We start from the raw sequence: 26,942 nt of genomic DNA on the forward strand, positions 1-26,942 counted from the left end.
GTGTTATTAACTTAATTCTTAATTAAACTTAAAAATTCAATACGAGTCCGCTCATCTTTACGGAAAGTACCTAACATTGTAGAGGTTGTCATGTCAGAATTTTGTTTTTCTACCCCTCGCATCATCATACAAAGATGTTTTGCTTCAATAATAGTGCCAACTCCTTTAGCATCCGTAACTTTAGCGATAGATTCCGCGATTTGCTTAGTAAGATTTTCTTGAACTTGAAAACGTCTGGTGTACATATCCACAATACGAGCAATTTTTGATAGTCCAATGATCTTACCATTAGGTAAGTAAGCCACATGGCATTTTCCAATAAAAGGTAGAAGATGATGTTCGCATAGCGAATAAAGTTCAATATTTTTAACAATAACCATCTCATCCATATCAGACTGAAAAATAGCATCGTTGACAATCTCATGTAATTTGTCTTGGTATCCAGATGTAAGATATTCTAGGGTTTTCTGGAAGCGATGCGGAGTTTCCTTCAAACCTTCTCGATGAACATCTTCTCCTAGGTAGACTAGAATAGCTTCAATATGTTTTTTGACTGTATCACTCATCTTTTTTAATTTCCGATTGGTTTGTTGAGCTAAAATAGCGCTGAAAGATGCTGTTTGATCAATAAGTCAATCCGGTGGCCACTTCATTTGCTGACCTCCGAGTAGGTGAAGATGGATATGATATACGGCTTGTCCTCCACCCCGATTACAATTAAGTATGAGGCGATAACCTGTATCTGCAATGTTATTACGGTGAGCCAGTTGAGTCGACGTTATTATCATGTGTCCTAAAAGTTGCTCGTCTAAATGAGATGCGTCATTAACTGTAGCAATGTGACGACGAGGAATAATAAGAATATGGATAGGAGCCTGAGGTGTAATATCGTGAAAAGCTACCGTTTGGTTATCTTCGTAAATTAGCTCACCAAGTTTACCTTTAGCAATTTCGCAAAAAATACACTCCATCTTTTTGCCTTTTCTTAATCTGAAACAGCGGTGGTATCATCGCTGCATAATTTAATAGTCTTTAAAGTAAATAGTAATGGTATCAACAAGATAAAGACAATAGTAATGGCTCTAAAACCATCTAAAAAGCCGATTAAGCTTGCCTGTTGTTGCACAATTAGCCCCAAGCGTTTAATCTCCAGAGAGCTCAGCAAGGATAATTGTCGCGAGTTAATCCACTGATGAAGATTAGGATTATAAATAGTAATGTGATTTGATAAGGAATTCCAATTAATTTGGATGGTACGACTGACGAGAGTATTCAAGAGAGAAATTCCTATCGACGTTCCAAGCATTCGTGAATAACTATATAAACCAGCACCCTCTGTAATGTCCTTTTTAGGTAAAGTAGCTAAAGAATAAGTAGAAAGTGGTACCATTAAGAACCCCATACCAAAACCAAGAAAAGTGTTATTCATTAAAAATTCCTGTATTGGTAGGTTTAAGTTTATGTTTGCAAATCGAAGTGCACCGCAAATACAAAACAACATACCTGTGGTCAAAATAATTTTGACATTAATGTGTTTCATTAATTGAGGCACAAATATCATAGCAACAGCACTAGCAATTCCTAAAGGCGCCATGGTCCATCCTGCAGTTAAAGCTGTATAATTAAATAAGCGTTCTAATAAAATAGGTTCTAGGGTAATTAAGCCAAATAAAGAGCCTGAAAGTAAAGCAAACACAAGGCATGAAATTCTGAAGTTACGATTTTTAAAAATTTTTAATTTAATTACGGGAGAAAGATGGGTTAGACTTCGAATGACAAAATAGATTGTGCAAAAAACAGCTGACACAAAGAGTATCAAAATTGAATTGGAATTTAACCAATCGTTTTCGTTACCCTTATCGAGAAAAACTTGCAAAGCACTACTGCCAATGATCATTAAAATTAATCCCAGCCAATCAATACTTCGATACCGGCGTTCTGTCTCAGAAATTACAAATAGCGCCAATAATAAACCCAATAAGCATATCGGAAGATTAATATAGAAAATCCATCGCCAACTCATATGTTCTGTAATAAAACCACCTAAAGTGGGTCCAAATATTGGTGCAGCCATAATTCCAATTCCCCAAATAGCCATCGCCTTACTTTGTTCTTCTAAAGGAAAAGTTTCTCGTAAAATTGATTGAGATAAGGGGATGAGAGATGCTCCAAAAAGTCCTTGAAAAACTCGAAAAATTACGATTTCTGTTAAAGATTGTGCAATTCCGCATAAAACGGATGCTATCATAAAACCTGTAATATTTATTAAAAGTAATTGCTTTTGGCCAATGCGACTACTAAAAAATCCTGTTAGAGGTAACATGATGGCTGAAGAAACTACATATGAAGTTAATATCCAAGTGATTTGATTTTGATTAGCTCCAAGTGAAGGCATCATGTGAGGTAAAGCGACATTAACAATGGTAGAATCTAGAACTTCTAAGATAGCAACCATCATAATAGTGATAATAATAAGCCACCTTCGGGAATAGAGATTATTGTTATTTAGTGGGATGATATCTTTCATAATTATGAAACAGCAATTGTGTTAATAGTAACAGCACTGCTTGCACCTAAACGAAAAGGATAATTAGGTTTGCGATCTGTAATAATAATTTTTACAGGAAATCGTTGAGTCACCTTAACCCAATTGCCGCTAGCATTCTCTGGTGGGAGTAAGGAAAAACTCGTTCCACTATCTTCGCTAATACTCGCAACATATCCAAGAAAGACTTGACTTGGGTACATATCAATTTTAATGGTAGCCAGTTGGCCTGGGCGGATATTTGCAAGTTGTGTTTCTTTGAAATTAGCTATAACCCACCATACTTTATCTTCGATTAAAGCGAATAAAACTTGATAAGCGTTAACGTTATCGCCTCGGCGCAGGCTAAAATTAGCTATGAATCCATTGGCTGGCGCAATAACATGGGTGTATTCTAAATCAAGTTGTGATTTTTTTATGGCCGCTTCAGCTAATCGCAATTGCGCATTTTTATCATCAATTTGTCCACGTTTTTCAATTAATTCTTGTAGTTGGTTTTTAGCCGCAATTAACGCGGCTTTAGCTACATCTAAATTTTTGATGGCAAGGTCACCATCTGCACGGGAAACAAATTGTCTTTTCATTAAAGACAGCATGCGATAGGTAACAAGACGAGCATGGACAAGCTCAGCTTTCTTTTCAGCTATCACAGCCTTAGCTGATTGCACAGCCATGTTAGCAGCTTGAATTTTTTGTTTGGTTTCATCGAGTCGCGCGCTGGCTTCGATAAATTCGATAGTAAATAAAGCCGGATCGATATCAAAGAGAGGTTGTCCCTTTTTGATGTGCTGGTGGTTATGAACGTATACTCTAACAACGGTGCCATTAATTTGAGGAGCGATATTAATTACATTTGTTTGAACATATGCATTATCGGTACTTGGATAATATTTTTCATGACGCCAGTAAAAGTAACCACCAATAAACAGCATGGCAGCAACCGAAAGAGGCAGAACAATTTTAATAATCTTCTTCATCATAATGCCAGATTATCTTAGCATAAACTAAGCCAGTTTAGCATAAGAGGAGGATTATTGTGATAAGTGAAATTACTCTCCCATGGAAAGAAGATTTTTTTAGTTAGGGTGTTCTAAGATTTTAGTTAGAGGTGGAATTAAATTTACTTATGGCAAGATTAAGAAATTAAATTAATATCAAAAATTAAATTAATACTATTTAGAATCTATTTAAAGAATAAGTAGAGGTTAATTGTGAAATATTTGCAATTGATGGGTGTTGATGTGTGGCATTTTCGCACACCTAATTCATATGAATACTACCGTTATGACTTATTTAATTTCCAGAATCAGAAAGTGGGAACTTTATTAGCTGATGCGGTATTGAAAAATAAAGCTGAGGCTCAATTAGTGGAAAAAATTGCAAAAGCTACGAAAAAGCAATTTAAAGGCAGTCTTCGATCTGGCCTCTTAGAGTCTAATGAATTAGGAAAATGTGTTATTTTGCTAGGTTCTCAAGTGACCCGTTTGATTAGCTCGCTAGAACAATCTCAAATAATTAAAAGCTATTCTCCATCAGATTTATTACAAAATACAACATTAAAAGTTCAAACATGGAACGACTTAAAAGCAGCTATGCAGTTGATGCAAGAATGAAAATCTATTTCTTGAGTGGTACATATTGCACATTGAAATCGTAAAATGAACATACCATATCTCTGTGGTCTAGAAGAATTTTTTATGATTTTTTATTTAAAGACTATTACTATTTGAATGAGCACATGATTTGAATTCATTTTCAGATACCCGTACTTCTAAATGAAGTACGGGTATCTGAAGCAACTGTTACTTTTGTAAAAAATTGGTACTGCTAAGATTGGAATCCAGAAAATTATTATTTTGTATCAATAGGCTATCTTGTATTAACATAGTTAAAAAAGAAGATCTTATAACCTTTTTAATCAATTTTAAATGATTTAAATGAAAACAATTTAGTAAATTACTTATATCCTCATTTCTGCAAAATTACAGATTTACCTATAATAATAAGGGAAATGAAATTATGTTAGATAGGTAAGGAGTGTTAAAGAAATAAAGAGTAAAAGTAACTAGTATTTAAATTTACTAAGTAATGCGAAGAGTAAAAGGAATACATAAAATTTAGTAATTTCGATTTTAGTGAAGATGGTTTCATTTTCCTTAGACATAGCGATGTTATGAATGCATACAAGTGGAATATCAGATTATTCGGGATTGCATCGTACGAAAGCAAAATTACTTTGAGAAGAAATTTTTAAAAAACTATAAAAAGAAAGAATGTGTAGTAGTTTTTGTCTAAGGATTAATTCAAGTTATTGAGTGAGGAAAGTTGAACTGATATTAAAATCCTCAATGAGGAAGAAGAGCGGAAGCTTAAAAAATTCTTTAACAGCAAGGGTCATTTGATCAACATTTTAACATAATTTCTGATGTATATGAAATATGTCGGACAATTAACGAGAAGTTCTGGTTTAATCAGTCGGTGGAAATTTCTTTTAATAAGAAAAAAAATGACTGGTTTTACATGTTGTATAACAAAAAGACAAAAATAACTATCACGCAGCCTATAGATTTTACCCACTAAGAAAAAATTTCAGTACCAAGATGGTGTCAAATTGCATGGGTTTTTTGCTAGTCTGATCATTTTTAAAAAGAGACTGAAGTTTTACTACGTTAATCGATATATATTGCAAGAATTATTACCTGCTATATCCGTCTTACGCGTCTATATCAATTGCTTGTTTTTTCAACATACTCGATGACAGTTGATAATTTGGACAAAGCTAAATGACTCATTTTCTGTTCATTTCTGTGAAAAAGGATTGTAAGACAATATATTTTGAATAATCTTTAAATAAATTTGAAGATGTGACGAGGATATATAAATTCTTTAGAGCCTATATTAATTAGGCTCTAAAGAATTTCAGTTATAAAATGGATGTTTGAAGCATCTGAAAAGAAAATAGTAGAGAGATGGAAATCCAATTATACTCAGCAACTTTATGTTGTGACAGTAAAATGAGTATTATTTATGTATAAATACTGGAAAATTTTAGGTGTTTACTTCTTGTTTAGCTCTATGTAGGCTCAAGCCGTTAAGTCCTTGTCTTTGGAGTTAAAGTTACAGCCTATTTTAGTAAATGTAGCACAAGTCAAAATGGCTGATATCCCTAATATGGTCAGTGCCTTAGGCAGTTTGTCTGCAGTACAAGTAGTCACAATTAGTGCTGAATCAGACGGGCGAATAGCAGAAATTCATTTTAAACGCGGTCAGGAGGTGGACCAAGGAATGTCAATTGTGGGACTGGATAAATACGCAAGTACAAGCTGATTATCAATCAGCGGTAACTAATATGAAGTTAGCTCGAACCAAATATGAACGTTCTAAATTGTTGTTAAACCAAGCGGTTTCTCAGCAAGAATTAGCTACCTTGAAAGCAGATATGGAAGGTAAGGAAGCGACAGTAAAAAGCAAGTTATCTTATTTAAATCAAAAAGTTATAACTGCACCGTTTCCTGGTGTATTGGGGGTTTTTCATGTCCAAGTGGGAGATTATGTAAAAGCTGGAGATTCTTTGGTTACTTTAAATAAATACAACCCAATTACGAGCAGACTATCAATTGCCAGAAAGTTTTTTACCTAAATTAAAGTTGGGCCAGTTTATTACTATCACTAGTAGCACTTATCCTAAAAAAGTTTTTTATGGCACAGTGAGTTTTATTTCACCAACGATTAATCCCGATGCACGTTCGATCTCTATCCAAGCACTAGTCCCTAATGATATGAAATTGTTGTCACCTGGTATGTTTGTTCATGTTGCTCATCAGATTTCGATTTCTAAAAATACAGTAGTAATTCCAGAAGAAGCTATTCAAGCTGATATAAAAGGATACTACGTTTACAAAGTGGCAGACGGTAAAGCAAGTCAGATCTATATCAAAATCGGTACTCACTTAGGCAATCAAGCACAAGTGTTAAGCGGTTTGAAAATTGGAGACGCTATAGTGTGGGTAGCGGGGCAGCAGAAACTAGACGATGGGAGTTTCGTGAAAGTAGTGAAAAAAGAAACATAATGTTTTATCAAAGTGAATGTGAATAGTAAGTGGTTGAAATGAGGTTGTTTGAGATTTGTATTCATCATCCAGTCCTGGCTATTGTTTTAAGCTTAATTTTAGTTGTTTTGGGAATTATTTCATTCAACATCTTGAGTTGTGTTTCTTTCCTAAGTCACAATTTCCAATAGTGACAGTGGCTACTTTCTATGAAGGCGCAAGTGCTGAATTAATGGAAAATCAGGTTATGACTCAAATTGAAAATGCACTATTAGGCATCGATCACGTGGCGGCTATTAATTCGGTGAGTTATTCAGGTAGCAGCTATATGACTGTTTTATTTCGTCTGGGGGAAATTTTGAAGAAGAAGTAAGCGTTATTAGAGATAAGATATTTAGTATTCGTGATAAATTACCTCCAAATACTAATCCTTCGACCATCATGATAGGAAATAAAGAAACCCCGGTTTTAGGAATAGGGTTTACTGATCCTCAAAAATCATCTGCAGATATTCGAGATTATGTAAACGTACGGTCCAACCTACTCTGCAGCAATGACCTGGTGTAGGTAAAGTCGATATTTTTAGGTGCGAGCGATTATGCCTGCGCATATGGTTAGATGCCTTAAAGATGGTTGCTCATCAAGTGACCGTAACGGATGTCAAAAATGCGTTGATCGCTAATAATATATATTTTCCTGCAGGCTCTATTCAAGAATCTAAAAGAAATTTTAGTATTGTGTCGCACACTCAATTAAAAGATGCAGCAGCTTTTGGCAATATAATTATTAAAAACACCGATGACAGTATGGTTCGCTTAGATGATATTAGTCATGTGAAGTTAGACTATCTCAGCTTATATCAAGCACCCATGCGTATTAATGGCCGAAATGGTATTGAAATCTTAATTGAACCTTTGCAAGAAGCTAACCCAATTACAGTGGCTTATAAAATAAGACAAGCTATATCTCAAATTCAGGAGGATTTACCGATAGGGTATGCATGTCAGCGTGAATTACGATACTTCTACGTTTTTAAAATCTTCCATAGAAGAAATATTTTATACGATGGGTGAAGCGGTAATTTTAGTTATTCTGATCGTATTTTTATTTCTAGATTCAGTAAGGGCAGCAAGTATTCCAATTACTATTATTCCAGTGAGTTTGATTGCAGTATTTTCTTTTATTGCACTACTAGGTTTTACTATAAATACCATGTCATTACTTGGTAATGTATTAGCTATTGGCTTAGTAGTTGATGACGCTATCGTGATGTTAGAAAATATTCATCGTCATCTCGACGATGGAATGACATCAGTACAAGCAGCAATTAGAGGAAGCTATGAAATTACTTTTTCTGTTATTACGATGGCTCTTACATTGGTAGCTGTCTGTATATGCCCCAATTGGATTTATCCAAGTTTTACAACGGAGTTATTTAAAGAATTTGCTTTTACCTTATCTGCTGCAGTAATTATTTCATCTTTTGTTGCATTAACATTATTGCCAATGATGTGTTCAAGAATATTAAGGCACGTACCCACAACAGTCGATTAGTTGAGATTATTGATCAATTGTTTTCCAAAATGGAAAATTATTGTCAACGTCTCTTAAAATTTGCTTTAATTAAACGTCGATTTTTGATCATTGCCTTGTTATTTATTGCAGGCTTGGGTTATTGTGCTCTTTATGAGTTTGCCTTCAGAATTAATACCAAAAGGAAGATATGGTTTAATTCAAGTAAGTGCGACTGCACCCTCAGGCGCTAGTCTAAATTATACTGATCAATATGCTAAACAAATTGAAAATATTATTCAGCAGAATTCTGCTGTTTCCAGTGTTATTAGTCAGGTATCTACCAGTAATGTAAATATCCGCATTACGTTAAAACCGTGGGGTGAGCGAAAAAAAACGGCTAAACAAGTAATCACTGAATTAAACCCAAAATTAGCCGCCATACCTGGAATCGATGCAACAGCCTATATTCCAGTATTATTAATTATGGATTAGAAGGAAACGATATCAATTTAAATTTCATAACAGCTGGAGATTATATAGATTTATTAGATCCGATTAATAAAATGCTTAAAATTTTAAAGCAGTACCCAGGAGTAACGGATGTCCATACCATTTGAAATATAATACTCAGCAATACGCTATTACTATCAAACGTGATTTAGCAGCGGTGCTGGGTGTAGCTATTCAAGATATCGCAGATACGGTAAGTGTAATGATGAGCGGAAATCATTGGACAGATGTTCAAGCAGGTAATAAAACTTATGAAGTTATTGTCCAAATGCGAAAGGATGATCTATCCAATTTTAATGCACTTAAAAAGCTATATGTACGAAGCAATTCACGTTCTTCATCATCCCGTAATAAAGAAAATATGATTCCTGTCTCAAGTTTAATTAACTTGATTCCAGCCATAGGACAGGGAAATTTCACGCATTATGATCGTTTTCGTTCAGGAACCATTTCTGCTCGTCTTTCATCAGGGTATTCCGAAAGCCAGATAATTAATTATATTAAAGTTCATTTACCCTCTGTATTAACCTCAAACGTACATGCTGTCTTTTCAGGAAAAGCAGCACAATTTTTAGAATCATCAAAAAATATTGCTAGTATCGTTGTTATGTCACTCATTTTCATTTATTTATTGTTGTCAGTGCAATTTGGTAGTTTTATTGATCCATTGATTATCTTATTAACTGTTCCTTTGAGTATTATTGGCGGTTTATTTTCCTTAAAATTATCCGGAGGGACTTTAAATATTTATTCGCAGATTGGGTTAGTTACATTAATTAGCATGATTACTAAATATGGAATTCTAATTACGCAATTTATAAATGACTTACGCAAAAAAAGTATATCTACGCAAGATGCTATTATTAGAGGAGCAATGATTCGATTGAGGCCTATCTTAATGACAACAATGGCTATGGTATTTGGTGCACTTCCTTTAGTCTTATCTACAGGATCAGGCTCTATTAGTCGCCATCAAATTGGTTGGGTGATCATAGAGGGCTTATTATTTGGCACTTTTTTTTCTCTCATTGTGGTATCCATTACTTATTTGTATTTTGTTAGATTTAAGAAATCCTTAATTTCCTCTGTAAGTACGAACTAATTCTTTAACGATTCTTTTATTTAGAGCTATATTTATTTCATAGCTAAGAGCAGTATCTTTAGATCTTTCTTTAAATCTAGTATAGTTCTTATATGAAATCAATCGATATCATGAAATATAATTTACCTGGAGCGATCTTAAGTATATGTAAAACGGAAAATTGTATTCGTCATTATTGTGCAGGTTACGCCGATGTAGAAACTCGTGAATCTTTGTCCGCAGAACATATTTTCCAGAGTGGAGAAATCACTCGAATGTTTACTGCAGCTCTTATTTTAAAACGGGTTGAGGAGGGTGTATTGGATTTAGATTCACCTTTGGCTGTTTTAAGCAATCAACATCGCCTGGATGGTGGTCGCTTAAAGCTCATCGTTGACCTCTATCCTTGCTTAAAACCAGTAACTTTGCGAGCTCTGCTAAATAATACTTCAGGTCTTCCATCTTATGATAGAACTGTAACTTATCAAAAAGCATTTTCTGATAAGCCTCAGAGGGTTTGGCAAGCTGAAGACTATTTGGATTTAATTACAGGTTCTAATGTACGATACCGTTTAGGGTATGTATTACCGGTTCGAGGAGTTTTCAGTGATTCTGCAACTAATTACATTATTGCTGGTTTGGTTTTGGAGGCTTCAACAGGTCGTAAATCTTCTCTGCAAATGCAGGAATTGTTTAATTCGATAAGTTTAAGATCAACATATTATTGCCCTTACGGTGTGTTAGAAAAAGACTTATTGCCTAAATTGGCACATGGTTATTTACCAGTTTCTCATCTTTATGCCAGTAGTTTTAGTCACCGAAAATTAGTAACTTACAACAATGATTGCAAATTAAAAGTTTATGATGTTACAGGTGCTTATAATTTTGATGGATTAGCTGGTACGGCTAGTTTATCTAACACTAATGATCTTATTTGTTGGATGCGAATGTTGTTAGAAGGGCGAATTTTAAATGGTTCCTTGAAACAATTATTTGATGGAGTTCCAATAGACATCAAAACTAGTTCTCGAGAAAATCAAGACTTTTATGGTCTTGGGATATACAAAACAAAGTCTCGACAATCGGGTGATGTTGTCTGGAGTGCTGGTAATAATTTAGGATACGGTGTGTTGGTAGCTCACATTATAGAGAGAAATATCACTTTTGCTTTATCCGTCAATATAAGTTGCAAGATTATTAATTTCCACGAACCCACATTAGTAGTACCTATTTTCCAGAAATTATTAAAGTAATACAGGAAACATCAGAGACCTAAAAGTACTACAACTCTGAAAGTACTACAACTCTGAATTAATTTAGATTACTTTGTGTATTATAGATTTTCAATCTTCGAGTATTGTAGTCGTAATTTTCTTAGAGTTTTTTGTATTGCTTCTAAAAGCAGGCATTCTCTTTCTACAATTTCTTTAGGAGCTTTTTCTATATAATTAGGATTATCCAATTTTTTTAGAGAGTTTTCTTCTTTTCTTTCAAGCTTGTTAATTTCCTTTTTTAGTCGAGCAAGTTCGGTTTTTTTGTGAATTAATCCTGATAAGGGAATATGAATTTCAAGGTTTCCTAAAATATTTGTGGCACTGAGAGGTAGTAATTCATCAGCATCAGCCCATCGCCATTGGGCAATTTTTCCTAGTGATTTTATATATCGTTCATTTTCTCTCAGACGTTTTTTGTCATTTTCTTTTCCTTTACTAAAAATAACTATGATAGTTTTGGCGGGAGAAATATCTATCTCAGCTCGTAAAGTTCGAATGGCGGTGATGATATTTTTAAGCCATTCAATTTCTGCATTTACCTTACTATCAAGCTCGAACTTATTAAATTCGGGATAAGATTCGATCATAATACTGTTGCCGTTTTTCTCTACGAGCGGTGCTACCATATGCCAAATTTCCTCTGTGATAAATGGCATAATAGGATGGAGCAACCGTAATAAGGTTTCTAGTATTTCAAGGAGGGTTATCCGAGTTCCACGTTGCTGAGAGGGTTTGGTATGCTTATTGTAGAAAACGCATTTAACGAATTCTGTATACCAATCGCAATATTCGTTCCAAACGAACTCATACAAAATTTGAGCAAGCAAATCAAAACGATAATGATCTAAAGCCTTTCTAGCTTCTTTCACAGTTCGTTGTAAACGGCTTCGGATCCAACGGTCAGCAATACTATAGGTTAAAGGTTTTTCAGGATTTAAATCTTTGCCTTTCGTATTCATAATGACAAAACGAGCCGCATTCCAAATTTTATTGCAAAAATTGCGATAGCCTTTAATACGACGCATATCAAAGTTAATATCACGTCCAGTGCTTGCTAAGGCACAAAAAGTAAACCGTAAAGCGTCTGTGCCATAGCTGGCTATACCTTGTGGGAATTCCTTGCGTGTTAGTTTTTCAATTGCTTTAGTCATCTTAGGTTGCAATAAAGCATGGGTTCGTTTTTTAATAAGCTCTTCTAAAGAAATTCCATCAATAACATTGATTGGGTCGATAACATTACCTTTTGATTTAGACATTTTCCTTCCTTGGCTGTCAAGAATTAGCCCGTGAATATAAACTTCGTGAAAAGGAATTTTTCCAGTGAGCTTTAATCCCATCATTACCATTCGAGCAACCCAAAAGAAAATAATATCAAAGCCGGTGACTAAAACTTGAGTAGGATAAAAAGTTGTATAGGCTTTGGTTTTTTCAGGCCAACCTAGAGTAGCAAATGGCCACAAACTGGCCGAAAACCAAGTATCGAGAACATCAGTTTCTTGCTTTAATTTTGTTTTGGTTCCTAAATGATATTTTTTTTGAATTTCTTCTTGTGAGAATCCAACGTAGTAATTCTTTTCTTCGTCGTACCAGACAGGTAAACGATGCCCCCACCATAATTGTCGACTGATACACCAATCTTGAATATTGGTTAACCATTGTAAATAAGTTTTTTTCCAAGTAGCTGGAATTAACTTTAATTCTCCTGATTGGACGACAGCCATGGCTGGCTCTGCAAGCGACTCCATTTTTAAGAACCATTGATCAGTTAAAAAAGGTTCAATAATAGTTCCAGAGCGTTCGCCTCGAGAGACAAGAACACGATGAGATTCTATTTTCTCGATCAAGTGGTTTTCTTCAAGATGGGCTACTATTTTTTTTCGAGCATCAAAACGGTCTAAACCTTGATAAGAATGAGGCACATTTTTATTTAACCGTCCTTCAGGAGTGAAGACATTAATTAAAGGCAATCGATGACGTTGACCTATTTCATAGTCATTAAAATCATGTGCAGGCGTAACCTTTACGCTACCTGTACCAAATTCCCGATTTACAGCAATATCTGCAATGATAGGAATAGTACGGTCAGTCAAAGGCAAATGAACTTCTTTTCCAATATAGCGTTGATAATTTTCATCATGGGGATGAACAGCGATTGCTACGTCACCTAATAATGTTTCAGGTCGAGTGGTGGCAACTGTAAGATGCCCGGTTCCATCAGTTAAAGGATAGCGAATATACCACAGCGATCCATAAACTTTTTTGGCGGTTACTTCGAGGTCGGATATGGCAGTGTTTAAGATAGGATCCCAATTGACGAGTCGTTTTCCTCGATATATCAAGCTTTCGTGGTAAAGACGGATAAAAGCTTCAGTGGTAGCTTGAGAAAGGCCTTTGTCCATACTGAAGCGTTCTCGTGACCAATCGATTGAGACACCCAAACGACGCATCTGGCGAGTAATGTTATTTCCAGAACGATCACGCCACTCCCATACTCGATTAATAAAAGATTCCCGTCCTAAGTCATGCCAAGTAAGTCCTTGTTGAATAAGTTGTTGCTTAACCACCATTTGGGTAGCAATTCCTGCATGATCCGTTCCCCCCTGCCACAGGGTTTGATAACCCTGCATCCGGTGGTAACGAGTTAAAATATCCATGAGAGTTTGCTGAAAACCGTGACCCATATGAAGTGTGCCTGTTATATTAGGCGGAGGTAACATGATGCAATAGGGAGTTCCTGAGCCAACAGGGCGATTTAATTGATGTTTTTCCCAATAATCTATCCATTTTTTTTCAATGAGTGTGGGATCGTAAGTTTTTTCCATGTTGTATTGTGCTTTGGTAAAATGCAAGTAATTATTAATGGGAAGTATTGTATTCAACCATAAAAGGTTTGATTTGTCAGTGATTATCTTTCGTTATTTGAGTAGAGAGATTCTCAGCACTTTGTTAACGACGATGTTAATCTTATTAATTATTTTTATCACTAATCAATTTATCCATTATCTTAATGATGCTGCTGCTGGTAAGATCACTGTTAAAGCAGTAATGGAGATTATGTTATTGCAAATACCTTTGTTATTAAGTTATTTGCTGCCTTTAAGCTTGTTCCTTAGTGGTTTGTTAGTTTTAGGACGGATGAGTATGGATCACGAAGTGATCATTTTAACTGCTTGCGGAGTAAGTCGTTCTCAAATTGTGATCATGATTATGGTATTAGCCACCTCTATTACTCTGATAGAAGGTTGGTTAATGTTGTCGGTTGAACCGCGAATAGAGTGGTATCGCACTAAAGTTCTTAACGAGGCTTTGGCAACGGCTTCTCTAGAAAAGATTATCCCGCGTCGGTTTCAACTTCTAGGTAATGGCAGAAAGGTTTTTTATGCTGGTAATGTCAATAATCATTATAAGATAATGACTAATGTTTTTTTAGCAGAAAGTGAGCAAACTGTAAGAAAAAAAGAGCTATGGAGTATTATATCAGCTGCAGAGGCTTGTGAATATAAGAGATTTAATCATAACTTTGTTTTTTTAAAAAACGGATTTCGCTATATAGGGATACCGGGAGATTTAAAATTCGATGTTATTAAATTTGGCCGGTATGGAATTCGGCTTGAATCGCCAAAAATAGACATTACTGAGAAAGTACAAGCTATGTCTACAACTGCACTATGGAGATTAAGTAAAATGGATTTAAAGGCGGCCGCTGAATTTCAGTGGCGGTTGATGATACCTGTTTCTGTTTGGATTTTTGCTTTATTACTTGTACCTCTAAGTGAAATTAATCCTCGAAAGGGTAAATTTGCTCAAATATTGCCAGCTATTCTGATTTACATTGTTTATGTTAATTTAATGTTCTTAGGTCGAGTCTGGATTGAAAAAGGAGTAGTTAGCCCAATAATCGGATTAGAATGGATAAATGGATCTCTTTTGTTTCTAGCGTGTACTTTATTCTTTTTTCAATCACATTTCTGGCACCGGCTTCATTCGAGCCGGAAAGATTTCTCATGAGGTTGCTAAATCGTTATATCCGTGAGGCTGTTATTAGTGCGACTGGGTTAGTTGTTCTTATCCTAATGGGTATTGAAATTTTTATGGAATTTATTGGCCAGTTATCCAAAATTGACTCAACCAATTATGGTTTGGAACAAGCTTTTTTTTATGTCTTGACTCAATTACCTCTCAATTTATATCAATTATTTCCAATGGCTGGATTTTTGGGTTGTTTGATTGGCTTAGGTAGATTAGCCTCTAGTAGTCAGTTAATTGTAATACAAGCAGCAGGAGTTTCTATTGCTCGTGTAACAGGATCAGTTTTAAAAGCAGCATCACTTATGATTATAGTAGTGACGTTTATTGGTGAATTTGTTTCTCCTCGATTAGAATCAAAAGGGGCGTTAATAAAATCTCTTACGCTCTCAAAGGCTATCGGTTATCAAGCCTTAGGTGGGGTGTGGCTACGGGATAAGTACTCATTCATCCATATTGGTTCTATCGATTCAAAAAATAAAATTAGGAATGTAAGTCGTTTTCAATTTAATCAACATCAATTATTGTCAGCTGCTTTTGCTCCAGAAGGTTCCTATTCAAGAGGAAATTGGGTACTTTATCATGTTAAACAATCTCTCTTTACACCCACTCGAATAAAAAAAATTAAAATAAGTCATTTGCCGCTGCAGATTGTGTTTGATCCTCAGCAACTGCAGCAAAGTCAAAAGACGGTTGAGGAACAATCAATTGTTAGCCTTTACCATAAGATTCAATATTGTGTTCAATCAGGACTTCAAACTAATTCGTTTGTTTTTGCCTTTTGGCAGAGAATTATTCAGCCTTTTACTACTTTAGTAATGATTTGTTTAGGGGTGCCATTTATTTTTAGTTCATTGCGTCAGGCTAGCATAGGACTTAGAATTCTGACCGGCGTTATTGTTGGTTTTGCTTTTTATATGCTAAACCAGTTTTTTGGACCCTTTGCTGTGGTTTATCAGTTACCTCCAGTGTTAGCAGCATTAATGCCCACTATGTTATTTGCCGTTGCTTGTGTTATTCTGCTCCGTTATTCACGGCGATAGAATATTAAAGATAATCATGTGAATTAGTCAAAATGTCTTTAGAAAAAGAAATCACCAAACGTCGGACTTTCGCAATTATTTCGCATCCGGACGCAGGAAAAACCACTCTAACAGAAAAGTTATTACTTTTTGGTGGTGCTATTCAATTAGCTGGAACAATTAAGAGTCGTAAATCAGCTCGTCATGCTGTATCCGATTGGATGGAGTTAGAAAAAGAGCGAGGAATTTCCGTTACCACTTCCGTCATGCAATTTCCTTATAAGAATTATTTGATCAATTTATTAGATACGCCAGGTCATGCGGATTTTACAGAAGATACTTATCGAACTTTGACAGCGGTAGATTCGGTATTAATGGTAATTGATGCAGCAAAAGGAGTGGAGCCACGTACCATTAAGTTAATGGAAGTTTGTCGGTTAAGAAACATGCCGATTATAACATTTATTAACAAAATGGATCGTGATTCTCATCATCCCGTGGATCTATTAGATGAAATCGAATCAGTTTTAAAAATTTACTGCACTCCTATTACCTGGCCAATAGGAGCTGGCAAAAGTTTTAAAGGAATATATCATCTACCTGAAAACACAGTATATCTTTATCAGCCAGGAAAATACAAACGCGTTAATGAGCGCTTACAGATAAAAAATATTGATAATGTTAATCTGGATAAAACATTGGGTGATCTTATATGGAAATTGCGCAGTGAAATTGAATTGATAAAAGGGGCAAGTCATATCTTTAATCGCATCCAATATTTAAAAGGGATTTTAACACCGATATTTTTTGGATCCGCTATAAATAATTTTGGTGTATACGAGTTATTAAATGCTTTTATAAAAGAAGCACCTGCGCCGAAATCACGAGAAACCGATGTCCGATTGGTTAAACCAGAAGAGAAAAAATTTAGTGGATTTGTCTTTAAAATTCAGGCCAACATGGATCCGGGCCATCGTGATCGCATCGCTTTTTTACGAATTGCCTCAGGTCGATATCAAAAAAGAATGAAAATTTATCATGTACGACTTGATAAAGAAATTCAAGTCAAAAACGCGTTGATATTTTTAGCGGGTAAACGTGAGAATATAGATACAGCTTGGCCGGGAGATATTATTGGCCTACATAATCACGGAACAATTCAAATTGGAGATACCTTTACGCAAGGGGAAAAATTCAAATTTATTGGTATTCCGAACTTTGCACCTGAACTTTTTCGATTGGTGCAGCTTAAAGACTCTCTTAAACAAAAAGCCTTATTAAAAGGATTAACGCAACTATCTGAAGAAGGTGCCGTCCAGCTTTTTCGACCCATTGATAAAAACGATTTAATCCTAGGAGTAGTAGGTCTTTTACAATTTGATGTAGTTTCTTATCGGTTAAAAAATGAATATAATGTCAAGTGTGTTTATAAACCTGCTAATGTCACTGCTGCTCGATGGGTTGTTTGTAGTGATAGGACTATTATGGAACAATTTAAGAGAGAACAATTTTGCAATTTAGCCTATGATAGTGCAGAATATCTGACTTATTTAGCATCATCCCGAGTTAATTTGAAAATTACTGTAGAGAAATGGTCTAAGATTTCATTCAGTGAAACTCGCGAACATTAAAATTTCTTCTTAAAAAAAACGTAGGGACCTGTTCTGTATTAATGTTTTAATTTTATTATCTTTCTTGTTTATCATCAAAAGAAATTTAAAGCTATGGAAATTTTTATCTGAATTAAACAGGATTTATTTTGTTCTACAATGAAGTTTATTAGTTAAAACAAGCAGTTTGATTGGAACTTGTTTGAATTTGAAGGGATTTGAAGGAGGTATCTCTTTGAAAAATGAGAAAATCTCGTTAATACCTCGATTTTCAAATACAGCAATCTTGAATAAGAGACTTTATTAATCGCATTTTCTTCGATAAGGCAAGTAATGAGGTTCCCAGATGTGTTGTGCTACAAGAGCTTCTGCGGATTGACCGTTAGAAACTCCCGCTACACCTTCTTCAATAGCGGTTTTTGCTACTGCAATAGCTACATGATACGACGCTTCTTGCGCTTGAGGAATGCTAGGTAGCAAACGATGAGTAGTTTCTTCTGCATATCGACTTAAGGCTTTACTAGCACTCCAAAGCATATTGTCAGTAACTCGCTTGACTTTAACAGCAATAATACCAAGACCAATTCCCGGAAAAGCTAAATAATTATTACATTGATTTACAGGAAATTTCTTATTTTTAAAAATAATGTCTTCAAAAGGACTACCAGTTGCAATTAATGCTTTTCCCTGAGTCCATTGGAAAAGATCAATAGCTTCAGCTTCACATTTTTCTGTTGGATTAGACAAAGGAAAAATAATAGGTTTGGCTACATACTTTAACATCTTTTTCACGATGGTCTGATTAAATGCATGCCTGCGTGCAGAAGTGCCAATTAAAATTGTCGGTTTTACATTTTCAATTACGTCTAACAACGAAATTTGGTGAAGATTTTCAATTTTCCAGTTTTTAGTTTCATCTTTCGTTCTTAGATAAGGTTGTTGTGCTGGAGTTACATATCCACTAAACTCAGTTAATAATCCAGGTTGGTCTACTAGCCAAAAAAGTTTTCTTGCTTCAGCTTCAGAGAAACCGTTTTGAGACACAGCGCGAAATATGGTATCCGTAATTCCCATTCCAGCACTCCCAGCACCATAAATTACTATTCGTTGTTTACTAAGAGTAGAATGAGTAATCTTTAAGGCAGCTAAAATAGCTCCTAAAGTCACAGCACCTGTGCCTTGAATATCATCGTTAAAGCTGCATATGACGTCACGATATTTAACTAAATTTCGATAAGCATTTGTACGCCCGAAGTCTTCCCAATGTAACAATACGTGAGGAAATTTTTCTTGGATGGCTTGAATAAATTTTTCGATAAATTCGGCGTATTGGCCTCCTGTTAAGCGTTTGTGGCGCCAACCTAAATAAAGAGGATCATTTAATAATTCTTTGTTGTTAGTGCCTGCATCAAGCATGATGGGCAAAGTCCGTAAAGGGTTAACACCGCCAACAGCAGTATACACCATGAGTTTTGCTACAGGAATAGCCATGGCTCCCACTCCTTGATCTCCAATCCCCAATACACCCTCGCCATCGCTCACAACAATAAGATCAATGAGAGGGTTAGAGCGATTATCTAAGATTTCTGCAATATTATTTCGGTCTTCGTAGGAAATGTAAAGACCTCTTGGATGCATAAATTTTTTATTAAATGCACGTACAGCGTTTCCTACTATAGGAGTATAAATAGTTGGCAGCATTTCTTGTAAGTGGTCCTGAATTAAACGATAGAATAAAACTTGATTAGTATTTAGTAGTTGATTTAAATAATTATTTCGATTGATTTGAATATCAAATGATTTGTATTGCAAATAAGCACGAATGACCTGATCATCAAGGCTTTCCACTCTGTTTGGCAATTTTCCTCTTAAATTAAAAACTTTTCGTTCTTCTTTACTAAATGCAGTTCCCTTATTTAATTGAGGGATGGTTAATAAAGCTTTACCAGAAATGTTAGTTTCGATATAGGACTGGCCGTTTTCATCGATTTTAAATAAAAAATCTAGCATGGTAAACTACCTTTTATTTTAATAAAATTAATTCCATTTAAAATTTCGGACTTTTTTTGCTAGTGACGGAGCGAAACCAATATAATTACTGGGGGTTAAGGATTGTAAGTATTCTTTTGCTTTTTTAGGAAGAGATAACTTTTCAACAAAGTCTCTTAGTTGATTTTCATTAATCGATTTATCCTGAGTTAGTTCTTTTAGTTGCTCATAAGCATTTGATATTCCATATCGACGCATGACAGTTTGAAGTGCTTCTGCAAGGACTTCCCAATGACAATTAAGGTCTTCCTTAATTCGACTTTCGTTAGTACTTATTTTTGTAAGCCCTTTTAATAACGACTCATAAGCAACAAGAGAGTAACCAAATACGCATCCTAAATTTCGCATCACTGTGGAATCTGATAAATCTCTTTGCCAGCGTGATATCGGAAGTTTATTTGCCATATGATTAGCTAATGCGTTGGCAATTCCTAAATTGCCTTCAGCATTTTCAAAATCAATAGGATTTACTTTATGGGGCATCGTTGAGGAACCTACTTCATTTTTTATAGCTTTCTGATAAAAATAGCCAAGACTGATATATCCCCATATATCTTGGCAAAAATCGATTAGAATGTTATTAAGACGAATTAGTGATTGTAAGAGTTCACTCAGCCGATCATGAGGTTCAATTTGAGTGGTATATGCATTGAGCTTTAATCCAAGTGATTCGACAAAGCATTTGGCAAAGCTAGGCCAGTCAAAATCAGGATATGCTGCTTGATGAGCATTGAAATTGCCAACAACACCGTTTATTTTAGCTAACAATTTTATGTTTATAAAGTACCGATATTGAATATGAATACGTTCTACTGTATTTGCTAATTCTTTACCTAAAGTCGTTGGTGTAGCCGGTTGACCATGTGTGCGGCTTAGTAAGGGAAGTTCTGCATAGTCTTTTGCCATAGTCTGCAAATGCAGGCCAATTTTTTTAATGACAGGAGTTAATACTTTCGCGCGAGCTTCATTGATCATGAGAGAATAAGAGAGATTATTAATGTCCTCAGAAGTACATCCAAAATGGATGAAATGAATTAAATCCACAAATTCTTTTTCTTTTTTTAGTTGTTGTTGTAAATAATATTCGACTGCTTTGACATCGTGATTAATAGTTTTTTCAATTTCTTTAATCGATTCCGCGGCCTGCATATCAAAATTTTTTGAAATTGCTTTTAATTTTTCATAATTCAGTGCAGTTAATTTTGGAATTTCTGTAAGAGAACTTTCATAAGATAAAAAAAGTAGCCATTGTATTTCAATTAAAACACGGTATCGAATGAGACCATACTCACTAAAAATCAATCGTAAATTATCCAATTTTTTTTGATACCGACCATCAAGAGGTGATAAGGCTGTGAGGAATGTTAATTTCATGATTGCAAAATCATACACGAGTGATTCTTTAAAATCACCACCGCAATTCTTGAGTTAGACGAATGGGCGATTTGAAATTAAATTAGATAGAGAATATAAAAAACTATTTCGAGAAAAATTTCTTGCTAGAAAAATACTTAATGAAGCTCATGGCTATTGAAGATTGCGGTGGTGATTTGTTTTAGGTTAGTATTTTTTTGTAACAGTGCGAAAAATAAGAAGCATCGGGATATGAGATGAAATTTATTGATTTAAATCAACAATATCGTCTGATAAAAAGCTCTGTCGATAGGAATATTCAGGCTGTTTTGGATCATGGGCAATATATCATGGGTCCAGAAGTAGAGGAATTAGAACACCGCTTAGCTAAATTGGTAGGTGTCCGTCATTGCATTACTATTTCTAGCGGAACAATGGCTTTATTAGTTGCTTTATTGGCATTAAGGATCGGTCCGATGGACGAGGTGATCACCTCTTCATTTAGCTTTTTTGCCACTGCAGAAACTATTATTCTTCTAGGGGCCAAGCCCGTCTTTGTCGATATTGATCCTCGTACATATAACATAGAGACTTCGCAAATTGAGCTTGCAATTACTGAACGAACGAAGGCAATCATGCCCGTTAGTTTGTATGGTCAATGCTCTAATATAGCAGAAATTAATACTATTGCTCATCGTTATAGTCTTCCAGTTATTGAAGATGGCGCTCAAAGTTTAGGTGCCACTCATTGGGGATGTGAATCTTGTGGCCTGACAACCATAGGATGCACGAGTTTCTTTCCTTCTAAGCCTTTGGGTTGTTATGGCGATGGCGGCGCTTGTTTTACAAATGATGATGTTTTAGCTGAAAAGATGCGCTTGATTCTTAATCACGGCCAAAAAAAACGTTATTATCATGTTCAAATTGGTTTAAATGTGCGTTTTGATACCTTAAAGGCAGCTATTTTACTGGCAAAATTAGAAATCTTTTCAGATGAGTTAAAACGCCGTCAACAAGTAGCAAAATGGTATTCTCAAAAATTAAGCAATCATCTGATTACACCTTATATTGAACCTGGAAATATTAGTGCTTTTGCACAATACACTGTTCGAGTGGAACGGAGAGAAGAAGTTCGAGTAGCTCTGATGAACGCGGGCATTCCCACAGCTATTCATTATCCTCAGCCATTGCATAGGCAACCGGTCATCCGCAATTATTTACAGAATGACTACAATCATCCTGAAGCTGAGATTGCAAGCCAGCAAGTTTTAAGTTTGCCATTTCATCCTTATTTGAGTAAAGAGTGGGTTCATCAAATTTGTGAAAAGCTTTTAAATATAACGACTTTTAGCTGAAATATTCTAGATTTTTAAAATACTTTGATATTTTTTGGAATCAGATACACATTACTTAGGAAATGAATACTGGTTATTTCTTTTGTAGAGAAAACTGTTGAGTGAAGTTATTACGATACTTAAAAGTAATAAATTTATAGGAAATTAGTTTCTATTTACGGGAAGAAATAGACAAATGAATCAATTAAAGTTCTGATTATAACCAAACACCGGAGAAAAAATTTAGTTTATAATTTTTCTAAATTTTAGGAATATGAAATGATATTTGTGAATCTAAGTAATCTTAGCAGTATCATTGATATGGGTATTTTCTATTAGCACTTACACACGAAACTAAAAGAAGTAAAACCAAGTGCTTAACTGATTAATAACAACACAGTAAGCACTCATCAGTCTTTATAATATAAGACACTCTATTAAATTAGCAAATAGACATACGTATTAAGCATTAATGATGAAGTAAACATCTAATTAGATATTGGATAAACTGCATGATCAAAGGTCTATTGTCAAAATAAATTGACATATTCAGATTGGGAATTGGTTTCAGGAAGAAATTTTTTTTAATCAAGTTAGATGGGCCTTTTTTATTTAATATCTTAAACAGAGAATTAAACTATCAAGTTAAGTAAAAGTTTGGCAAACAAAGTGTATGAAGCTTACATAACTGGCGACAAAAGTATCTGCAGTAAACTCTCCACAAAGTAATGTTATTCCATTTGAATTCTTTAAAATACATAACCTTCGACATTTAGAGATAAGTGAATAACATATCTTAGTTATAGAAAATAATGGCAGAACCTACATTGGAAATCATTTTCCAAGATTTCAATTTCAGTATCGTAAAGTTTTTATCTTCTTTGGGATCAATGGTGAAATTGTAAATACGCTATTTACATCATAGTTTGATATTCATAAATAAACATATCTACTGCATATGAGTTTTAAAAGTCGAGATAAGTGCATTATTTCTGAAAGTGAGAACCAATATAACAGATTTGATACTTTTTAATAGGACAAGTAGCTATGTGAATTATTTTTTTTAAAGCTTATGTGGATGCCCACATATTTTCCATAAGGTCATCAATATATTGAACCGTTAAGATAACTAGCTAATTATCAAGGTTGTGTTTTTTAGATTAGACACAGTATAATCAAATCTAAATATGACGATCAGCTCAATTCATTAAAACAATTTTCAGACAAGATATTTAGTTGCATTGAGTATTTCTAATTACTTTAGCGGGTTCGATTGTTCGAATATTATCAGAGATCTAAATAAATGCATGGGTATTAGTAATTTCCATAGGCTTGAGTAACAACATTTAAGTGTTTATAAATTGGCATCCGAAATTGCTTAAGCAATCGCTTTAGAGCGAACGATTTTTAGTACTGAGGAGTAGTTTACTTAAAAAAAACAGCTGAAAAACAGCTGAGTGAAATCTATTTACATTTTAGATTACGAAGCAAATTATCACTCAAACAGATTCAAGCCAGGAGAACGTGGTATGATCGTATCCTTTGTAGAATTAAAATAAATCATTGGATTCAAAAATCACAATACTCCCACTTCAAATATTGAACTATATGGTTTCCTTGCATTTATTGGGATTACCAATATGTAGTTTGTTTTCATATAGACACATGTAAAAGAATTTAATGGTTCCTTGAGAGAGCTTACCGCTATTTGCGTTGGATTCTACATCAAGATATAATGCCGTGCTTTTTGCTTTTTAGGTTTGCAGTGTCGCAAATAACGGCGAATGTCTTTCACTAACAAAGAGATAAATATGTCATTAATATTTAAAGAAACAGCTGAAATCTTAAAGAAATATCAAAGAGATAATAACGATACAGGATCTCCTGAAGTTCAGGCAGCTATTCTAAGTGCCAAAATTGCCAAGCTTACTAGTCATTTTAAAATCCATAAAAAAGACCATCATTCGCGTCGAGGTTTATTATGTATGGTTAATCAACGGCGCAAAGTCCTTAGTTATCTAAAGAAAAACGACATAAAGCAATATCATAAACTCATTGAGCAATTGGGATTACGATCATAAATTATAAGGAAAAAAATGGAAAAAATTAGTAAGACTTTCCAATACGGTAAAAATCATGTGACGCTTGAAACAGGAGAGATAGCACGTCAGGCAACAAGCGCAGTGGTAGTTCAAATGGGTGGTACTGTTGTCCTAGTAACAGTGGTTGCAGATCGGAAAGAAGTTGTAGAAAGACGTGATTTTTTTCCGCTAACCGTTAATTATCAAGAAAAAACCTATGCGGCAGGGAAAATCCCAGGAGGCTATTTTAAACGTGAAGGCCGCCCTACAGAAAAAGAAACCTTGACTTCTCGATTAATTGATCGTTCCTTACGGCCTCTGTTTCCTAAGAATTTTACCAATGAAGTTCAAATTATTGCTACTGTACTTTCCATGGATCCGGAAGTTCCTACAGATATTCCTGCTATTTTAGGAGCTTCAACAGCTTTAGGTGTATCTGGTATTCCATGTAACGCGCCTTTAGGTGTAGCCCGAGTGGGTTATCAGAAAGGTAAGTATCTTTTAAATCCTTCTTTTGAAGAATTAAAGGAATCACAGCTTAATCTAGTTATTGTTGGTACGAGAGAGGCAGTTTTGATGGTCGAATCGGAAGCCCAAGAATTGCCGGAATCAATTATGCTAGAAGCTGTGTATTACGGGCATCACATTATGCAGACAGCTATTCAAGTTATTGATGAATTCATTAAAAAATCCGATACTAAGTGGGAATGGCAACCGCCTGTATCCAATAAGAAATTAGAAATTTTGGTGGCTCAAAAGGCCAAAGTCCCTCTTCAAGAGGCCTACCGTATTATAGAGAAAAGTGCTCGACAAAATCGAATTCAAATTATTCGGGATAATCTTTTAGCTGAATTTACTTCAAAAACTGATGAAGAAGGTTCAATTAATTTATACGAATTAACGGCAATCTTTTGCAATCTAGAACGCTGGGTTGTTCGTAATCAAATTTTGTCGGGCCAGCCACGAATTGATGGGCGTGATACTAGAACCGTACGTCCTATCACTATTCGTGTAGGTTTACTTCCGCGTTCTCATGGTTCGGCTTTATTTACTCGAGGGGAGACTCAAGCTCTAGTAGTCACTACTTTAGGAACCGAGCGAGATGCGCAGATGGTAGATGATCTAGATGGAGATCGGCGTGAAAATTTTATCTTTCATTATAATTTCCCACCATTTTGTGTTGGTGAGATTGGTTTCATGAGTGGCCCTAAAAGACGAGAAGTTGGTCATGGACGATTGGCTAAACGAGCAATCGTCCCCGTGATTTCCAATTTAACGGAATTTCCTTATGTAATCCGAGTAGTTTCTGAGATTCTTGAATCAAATGGTTCCAGCTCTATGGCAAGCGTATGTGGAAGTAGTTTAGCACTCATGGATGCAGGAGTTCCCATCAAAGCACCTGTTGCCGGTATTGCTATGGGGTTAATTAAAGAAGGAGAGAAATATGCGATCCTATCGGATATTCTCGGTGATGAAGACCATTTAGGTGATATGGATTTCAAAGTAGCTGGTACAGAAAAAGGTGTGACAGCATTACAAATGGATATTAAGATTGAGGGAATTACCAAAGAAATTATGAAATGTGCTCTCGATCAAGCAAAGAAAGGGCGTCTCCATATTCTCAACTTAATGAATGAAGCTATCGCTCAGCCTCGTTCACAAGTTTCTCAATTGGCGCCTCGCTATATTACTATGAAAATCAACCCTGAAAAAATCCGAGATGTTATTGGAAAAGGTGGAGTAATGATTCGAGAGATTACTGAATCAACAAATTGTATTATCGATATTGCTGATGATGGGACAATTAAAATTGCTGCCCATTCCACGGAAGAAGGTGAGGCTGCGAAAAGACGGATCGAAGAATTAACGGTCGAAATAGAATTAGGAAAAATGTATGAAGGTTCTGTTGTTAAGGTTTTAGATTTTGGAGCGCTAGTTAAAATTCTACCTAATTATCAAGGGTTTATTCACATCTCGCAGTTTGCCTCTGAGTGCGTGAAGAATGTGCGAGATTATCTTCAAAAAGGTCAGATAGTTCGTGTTAAAGTCATCGAAATTGATAAACAAGGTCGAGTTCGCCTCAGCATGAAACAAGTTGATGAGGGGGGGGTTAGTTAGATAATCCTCCTTTACAATCCTGAAATTTCGGTTGACAATTTGCTTAAAAGTTGATGACATTAATTTGTCAAAGGACTGTACTTTTGCCAGAATATTCCATACAACATCTGTAATTAATGTCCAAACTCAAAATAATAGAGCTTGAAAGGAGAGGTTACAGATATTGTAAGGAAAATCAAAATACCGTTATGTATTTTGAATGTTTCGACTCCGATTTAGAGTAGGATCACTTTCTGGATTATTGATTATCATTTTCTAAGAAAGATGATTCTATAAGTTTGTTAGTAACGAACTTGTGTTGAAATGAGTAACTGACGCGATTTGTTTATTAACTGTAAAGATATTTAACTTTTTGAAATGAAAATATATGATTTT

The 26,942-nt window shown here is 35.0% G+C and carries 21 protein-coding genes and 1 pseudogene; 15 read left to right on the forward strand and 7 right to left on the reverse strand.

Annotation, left to right across the window (positions count from 1 at the left end; translation table 11 throughout):
• Positions 1 to 11 precede the first annotated feature (11 nt).
• The 4 genes from folE to ONG85_RS02570 all read right to left on the reverse strand — a co-directional run bounded on the left by folE (position 12) and on the right by ONG85_RS02570 (position 3,525).
• A complete protein-coding gene (gene folE / locus ONG85_RS02555; RefSeq protein WP_264435377.1) occupies positions 12 to 566 on the reverse strand; it encodes a GTP cyclohydrolase I FolE in 555 nt (184 codons plus the stop codon).
• Between the two features lie 66 nt (positions 567 to 632).
• Positions 633 to 971 (reverse strand): histidine triad nucleotide-binding protein, encoded by a 339-nt coding sequence (locus tag ONG85_RS02560; RefSeq protein ID WP_264435378.1) that lies wholly within the window; start codon positions 969 to 971, stop codon positions 633 to 635.
• A gap of 14 nt (positions 972 to 985) precedes the next feature.
• Complete coding sequence (locus tag ONG85_RS02565) at positions 986 to 2,527, reverse strand: DHA2 family efflux MFS transporter permease subunit (protein WP_406566706.1); 1,542 nt, start codon at positions 2,525 to 2,527, stop codon at positions 986 to 988.
• Positions 2,528 to 2,529: 2 nt separating this feature from the next.
• On the reverse strand, positions 2,530 to 3,525 hold the full coding sequence (locus ONG85_RS02570; RefSeq protein WP_264435379.1) for an HlyD family secretion protein: 996 nt from the start codon (positions 3,523 to 3,525) through the stop codon (positions 2,530 to 2,532).
• Between the two features lie 231 nt (positions 3,526 to 3,756).
• Here ONG85_RS02570 and ONG85_RS02575 point away from each other — a divergent pair, with 231 nt between their 5' ends.
• The 9 genes and pseudogenes from ONG85_RS02575 (at position 3,757) to ONG85_RS02615 (ending at position 10,953) form a co-directional block, all read left to right on the forward strand.
• Positions 3,757 to 4,158: a hypothetical protein gene (locus tag ONG85_RS02575; RefSeq protein WP_264435380.1), complete on the forward strand. Its 402-nt coding sequence runs from the start codon at positions 3,757 to 3,759 to the stop codon at positions 4,156 to 4,158.
• 1,492 nt (positions 4,159 to 5,650) lie between these two features.
• On the forward strand, positions 5,651 to 5,872 hold the full coding sequence (locus ONG85_RS02580) for a biotin/lipoyl-binding protein (protein WP_264435381.1): 222 nt from the start codon (positions 5,651 to 5,653) through the stop codon (positions 5,870 to 5,872).
• A complete protein-coding gene (locus tag ONG85_RS02585) occupies positions 5,838 to 6,185 on the forward strand; it encodes an efflux RND transporter periplasmic adaptor subunit (protein ID WP_264435382.1) in 348 nt (115 codons plus the stop codon). Before ONG85_RS02580 ends, ONG85_RS02585 begins: the two co-directional genes overlap by 35 nt.
• The gene (locus ONG85_RS02590; RefSeq protein ID WP_264435383.1) at positions 6,163 to 6,615 is read left to right on the forward strand and encodes an efflux RND transporter periplasmic adaptor subunit; all 453 of its coding nucleotides are present in this window, start codon (positions 6,163 to 6,165) and stop codon (positions 6,613 to 6,615) included. The genes ONG85_RS02585 and ONG85_RS02590 overlap by 23 nt, the downstream gene beginning before the upstream one ends.
• A gap of 136 nt (positions 6,616 to 6,751) precedes the next feature.
• Positions 6,752 to 6,967: an efflux RND transporter permease subunit gene (locus ONG85_RS02595; protein ID WP_264435886.1), complete on the forward strand. Its 216-nt coding sequence runs from the start codon at positions 6,752 to 6,754 to the stop codon at positions 6,965 to 6,967.
• A 235-nt stretch (positions 6,968 to 7,202) separates the two neighbouring features.
• Positions 7,203 to 7,667 (forward strand): efflux RND transporter permease subunit, encoded by a 465-nt coding sequence (locus ONG85_RS02600; protein ID WP_264435887.1) that lies wholly within the window; start codon positions 7,203 to 7,205, stop codon positions 7,665 to 7,667.
• A pseudogene (locus ONG85_RS02605) lies at positions 7,591 to 8,601 on the forward strand (efflux RND transporter permease subunit). Before ONG85_RS02600 ends, ONG85_RS02605 begins: the two are co-directional and overlap by 77 nt.
• 121 nt (positions 8,602 to 8,722) lie before the next feature.
• Complete coding sequence (locus ONG85_RS02610; RefSeq protein ID WP_264435384.1) at positions 8,723 to 9,721, forward strand: efflux RND transporter permease subunit; 999 nt, start codon at positions 8,723 to 8,725, stop codon at positions 9,719 to 9,721.
• A 110-nt stretch (positions 9,722 to 9,831) separates the two neighbouring features.
• Entirely contained in the window at positions 9,832 to 10,953 is a 1,122-nt protein-coding gene (locus ONG85_RS02615; RefSeq protein ID WP_264435385.1) for a serine hydrolase domain-containing protein, read from the forward strand.
• Positions 10,954 to 11,033: 80 nt separating this feature from the next.
• Here the strand turns inward: ONG85_RS02615 and ONG85_RS02620 are convergent, their stop codons facing one another.
• Positions 11,034 to 13,796, reverse strand: coding sequence for a valine--tRNA ligase (locus ONG85_RS02620; protein ID WP_264435386.1), 2,763 nt, complete (start codon positions 13,794 to 13,796; stop codon positions 11,034 to 11,036).
• Positions 13,797 to 13,833: 37 nt separating this feature from the next.
• Between ONG85_RS02620 and lptF the strand changes: the two genes are divergently transcribed.
• Genes lptF through ONG85_RS02635 form a run of 3 tightly spaced genes read left to right on the forward strand, consistent with a single transcriptional unit; the run spans position 13,834 to position 17,653 of the window.
• Positions 13,834 to 14,982 carry an LPS export ABC transporter permease LptF gene (gene lptF, locus ONG85_RS02625; RefSeq protein WP_264435387.1) on the forward strand — a complete coding sequence of 383 codons (1,149 nt, stop codon included), beginning with the start codon at positions 13,834 to 13,836 and terminating at the stop codon, positions 14,980 to 14,982.
• Positions 14,979 to 16,043 (forward strand): LPS export ABC transporter permease LptG, encoded by a 1,065-nt coding sequence (gene lptG / locus ONG85_RS02630; RefSeq protein ID WP_264435389.1) that lies wholly within the window; start codon positions 14,979 to 14,981, stop codon positions 16,041 to 16,043. Before lptF ends, lptG begins: the two co-directional genes overlap by 4 nt.
• 32 nt (positions 16,044 to 16,075) lie before the next feature.
• A complete protein-coding gene (locus tag ONG85_RS02635; RefSeq protein WP_264435390.1) occupies positions 16,076 to 17,653 on the forward strand; it encodes a peptide chain release factor 3 in 1,578 nt (525 codons plus the stop codon).
• Between the two features lie 282 nt (positions 17,654 to 17,935).
• Here ONG85_RS02635 and ONG85_RS02640 read toward each other — a convergent pair whose 3' ends face one another.
• The gene (locus ONG85_RS02640; RefSeq protein WP_264435391.1) at positions 17,936 to 19,642 is read right to left on the reverse strand and encodes an NAD-dependent malic enzyme; all 1,707 of its coding nucleotides are present in this window, start codon (positions 19,640 to 19,642) and stop codon (positions 17,936 to 17,938) included.
• A gap of 27 nt (positions 19,643 to 19,669) precedes the next feature.
• Entirely contained in the window at positions 19,670 to 21,055 is a 1,386-nt protein-coding gene (purB, locus tag ONG85_RS02645) for an adenylosuccinate lyase (protein WP_264435888.1), read from the reverse strand.
• A gap of 236 nt (positions 21,056 to 21,291) precedes the next feature.
• On the opposite strand from purB, the gene ONG85_RS02650 reads away from it, so the two are divergent.
• From ONG85_RS02650 to pnp, 3 genes are all read left to right on the forward strand, one after another.
• The gene (locus tag ONG85_RS02650) at positions 21,292 to 22,389 is read left to right on the forward strand and encodes a DegT/DnrJ/EryC1/StrS family aminotransferase (RefSeq protein ID WP_264435392.1); all 1,098 of its coding nucleotides are present in this window, start codon (positions 21,292 to 21,294) and stop codon (positions 22,387 to 22,389) included.
• A 1,790-nt stretch (positions 22,390 to 24,179) separates the two neighbouring features.
• Entirely contained in the window at positions 24,180 to 24,449 is a 270-nt protein-coding gene (gene rpsO / locus ONG85_RS02655) for a 30S ribosomal protein S15 (protein ID WP_264435393.1), read from the forward strand.
• Between the two features lie 15 nt (positions 24,450 to 24,464).
• On the forward strand, positions 24,465 to 26,567 hold the full coding sequence (pnp, locus tag ONG85_RS02660) for a polyribonucleotide nucleotidyltransferase (protein ID WP_264435394.1): 2,103 nt from the start codon (positions 24,465 to 24,467) through the stop codon (positions 26,565 to 26,567).
• Positions 26,568 to 26,942: the final 375 nt, after the last annotated feature.

The organism is Coxiella endosymbiont of Dermacentor marginatus (assembly GCF_907164955.1).
Classification (GTDB): domain Bacteria; phylum Pseudomonadota; class Gammaproteobacteria; order Coxiellales; family Coxiellaceae; genus Coxiella.

What these genes read in the sequence shown, in the direction of transcription:
- folE (WP_264435377.1), bottom strand. Translation starts at nt 566, where the DNA reads ATGAGTGATACAGTCAAAAAACATATTGAAGCTATTCTAGTCTACCTA.
- ONG85_RS02560 (WP_264435378.1), bottom strand. Translation starts at nt 971, where the DNA reads ATGGAGTGTATTTTTTGCGAAATTGCTAAAGGTAAACTTGGTGAGCTA.
- ONG85_RS02565 (WP_406566706.1), bottom strand. Translation starts at nt 2,527, where the DNA reads ATGAAAGATATCATCCCACTAAATAACAATAATCTCTATTCCCGAAGG.
- ONG85_RS02570 (WP_264435379.1), bottom strand. Translation starts at nt 3,525, where the DNA reads ATGATGAAGAAGATTATTAAAATTGTTCTGCCTCTTTCGGTTGCTGCC.
- ONG85_RS02615 (WP_264435385.1), top strand. Translation starts at nt 9,832, where the DNA reads ATGAAATATAATTTACCTGGAGCGATCTTAAGTATATGTAAAACGGAA.
- ONG85_RS02620 (WP_264435386.1), bottom strand. Translation starts at nt 13,796, where the DNA reads ATGGAAAAAACTTACGATCCCACACTCATTGAAAAAAAATGGATAGAT.
- lptF (WP_264435387.1), top strand. Translation starts at nt 13,834, where the DNA reads ATGGGAAGTATTGTATTCAACCATAAAAGGTTTGATTTGTCAGTGATT.
- lptG (WP_264435389.1), top strand. Translation starts at nt 14,979, where the DNA reads ATGAGGTTGCTAAATCGTTATATCCGTGAGGCTGTTATTAGTGCGACT.
- ONG85_RS02635 (WP_264435390.1), top strand. Translation starts at nt 16,076, where the DNA reads ATGTCTTTAGAAAAAGAAATCACCAAACGTCGGACTTTCGCAATTATT.
- ONG85_RS02640 (WP_264435391.1), bottom strand. Translation starts at nt 19,642, where the DNA reads ATGCTAGATTTTTTATTTAAAATCGATGAAAACGGCCAGTCCTATATC.
- purB (WP_264435888.1), bottom strand. Translation starts at nt 21,055, where the DNA reads ATGAAATTAACATTCCTCACAGCCTTATCACCTCTTGATGGTCGGTAT.
- ONG85_RS02650 (WP_264435392.1), top strand. Translation starts at nt 21,292, where the DNA reads ATGAAATTTATTGATTTAAATCAACAATATCGTCTGATAAAAAGCTCT.
- rpsO (WP_264435393.1), top strand. Translation starts at nt 24,180, where the DNA reads ATGTCATTAATATTTAAAGAAACAGCTGAAATCTTAAAGAAATATCAA.
- pnp (WP_264435394.1), top strand. Translation starts at nt 24,465, where the DNA reads ATGGAAAAAATTAGTAAGACTTTCCAATACGGTAAAAATCATGTGACG.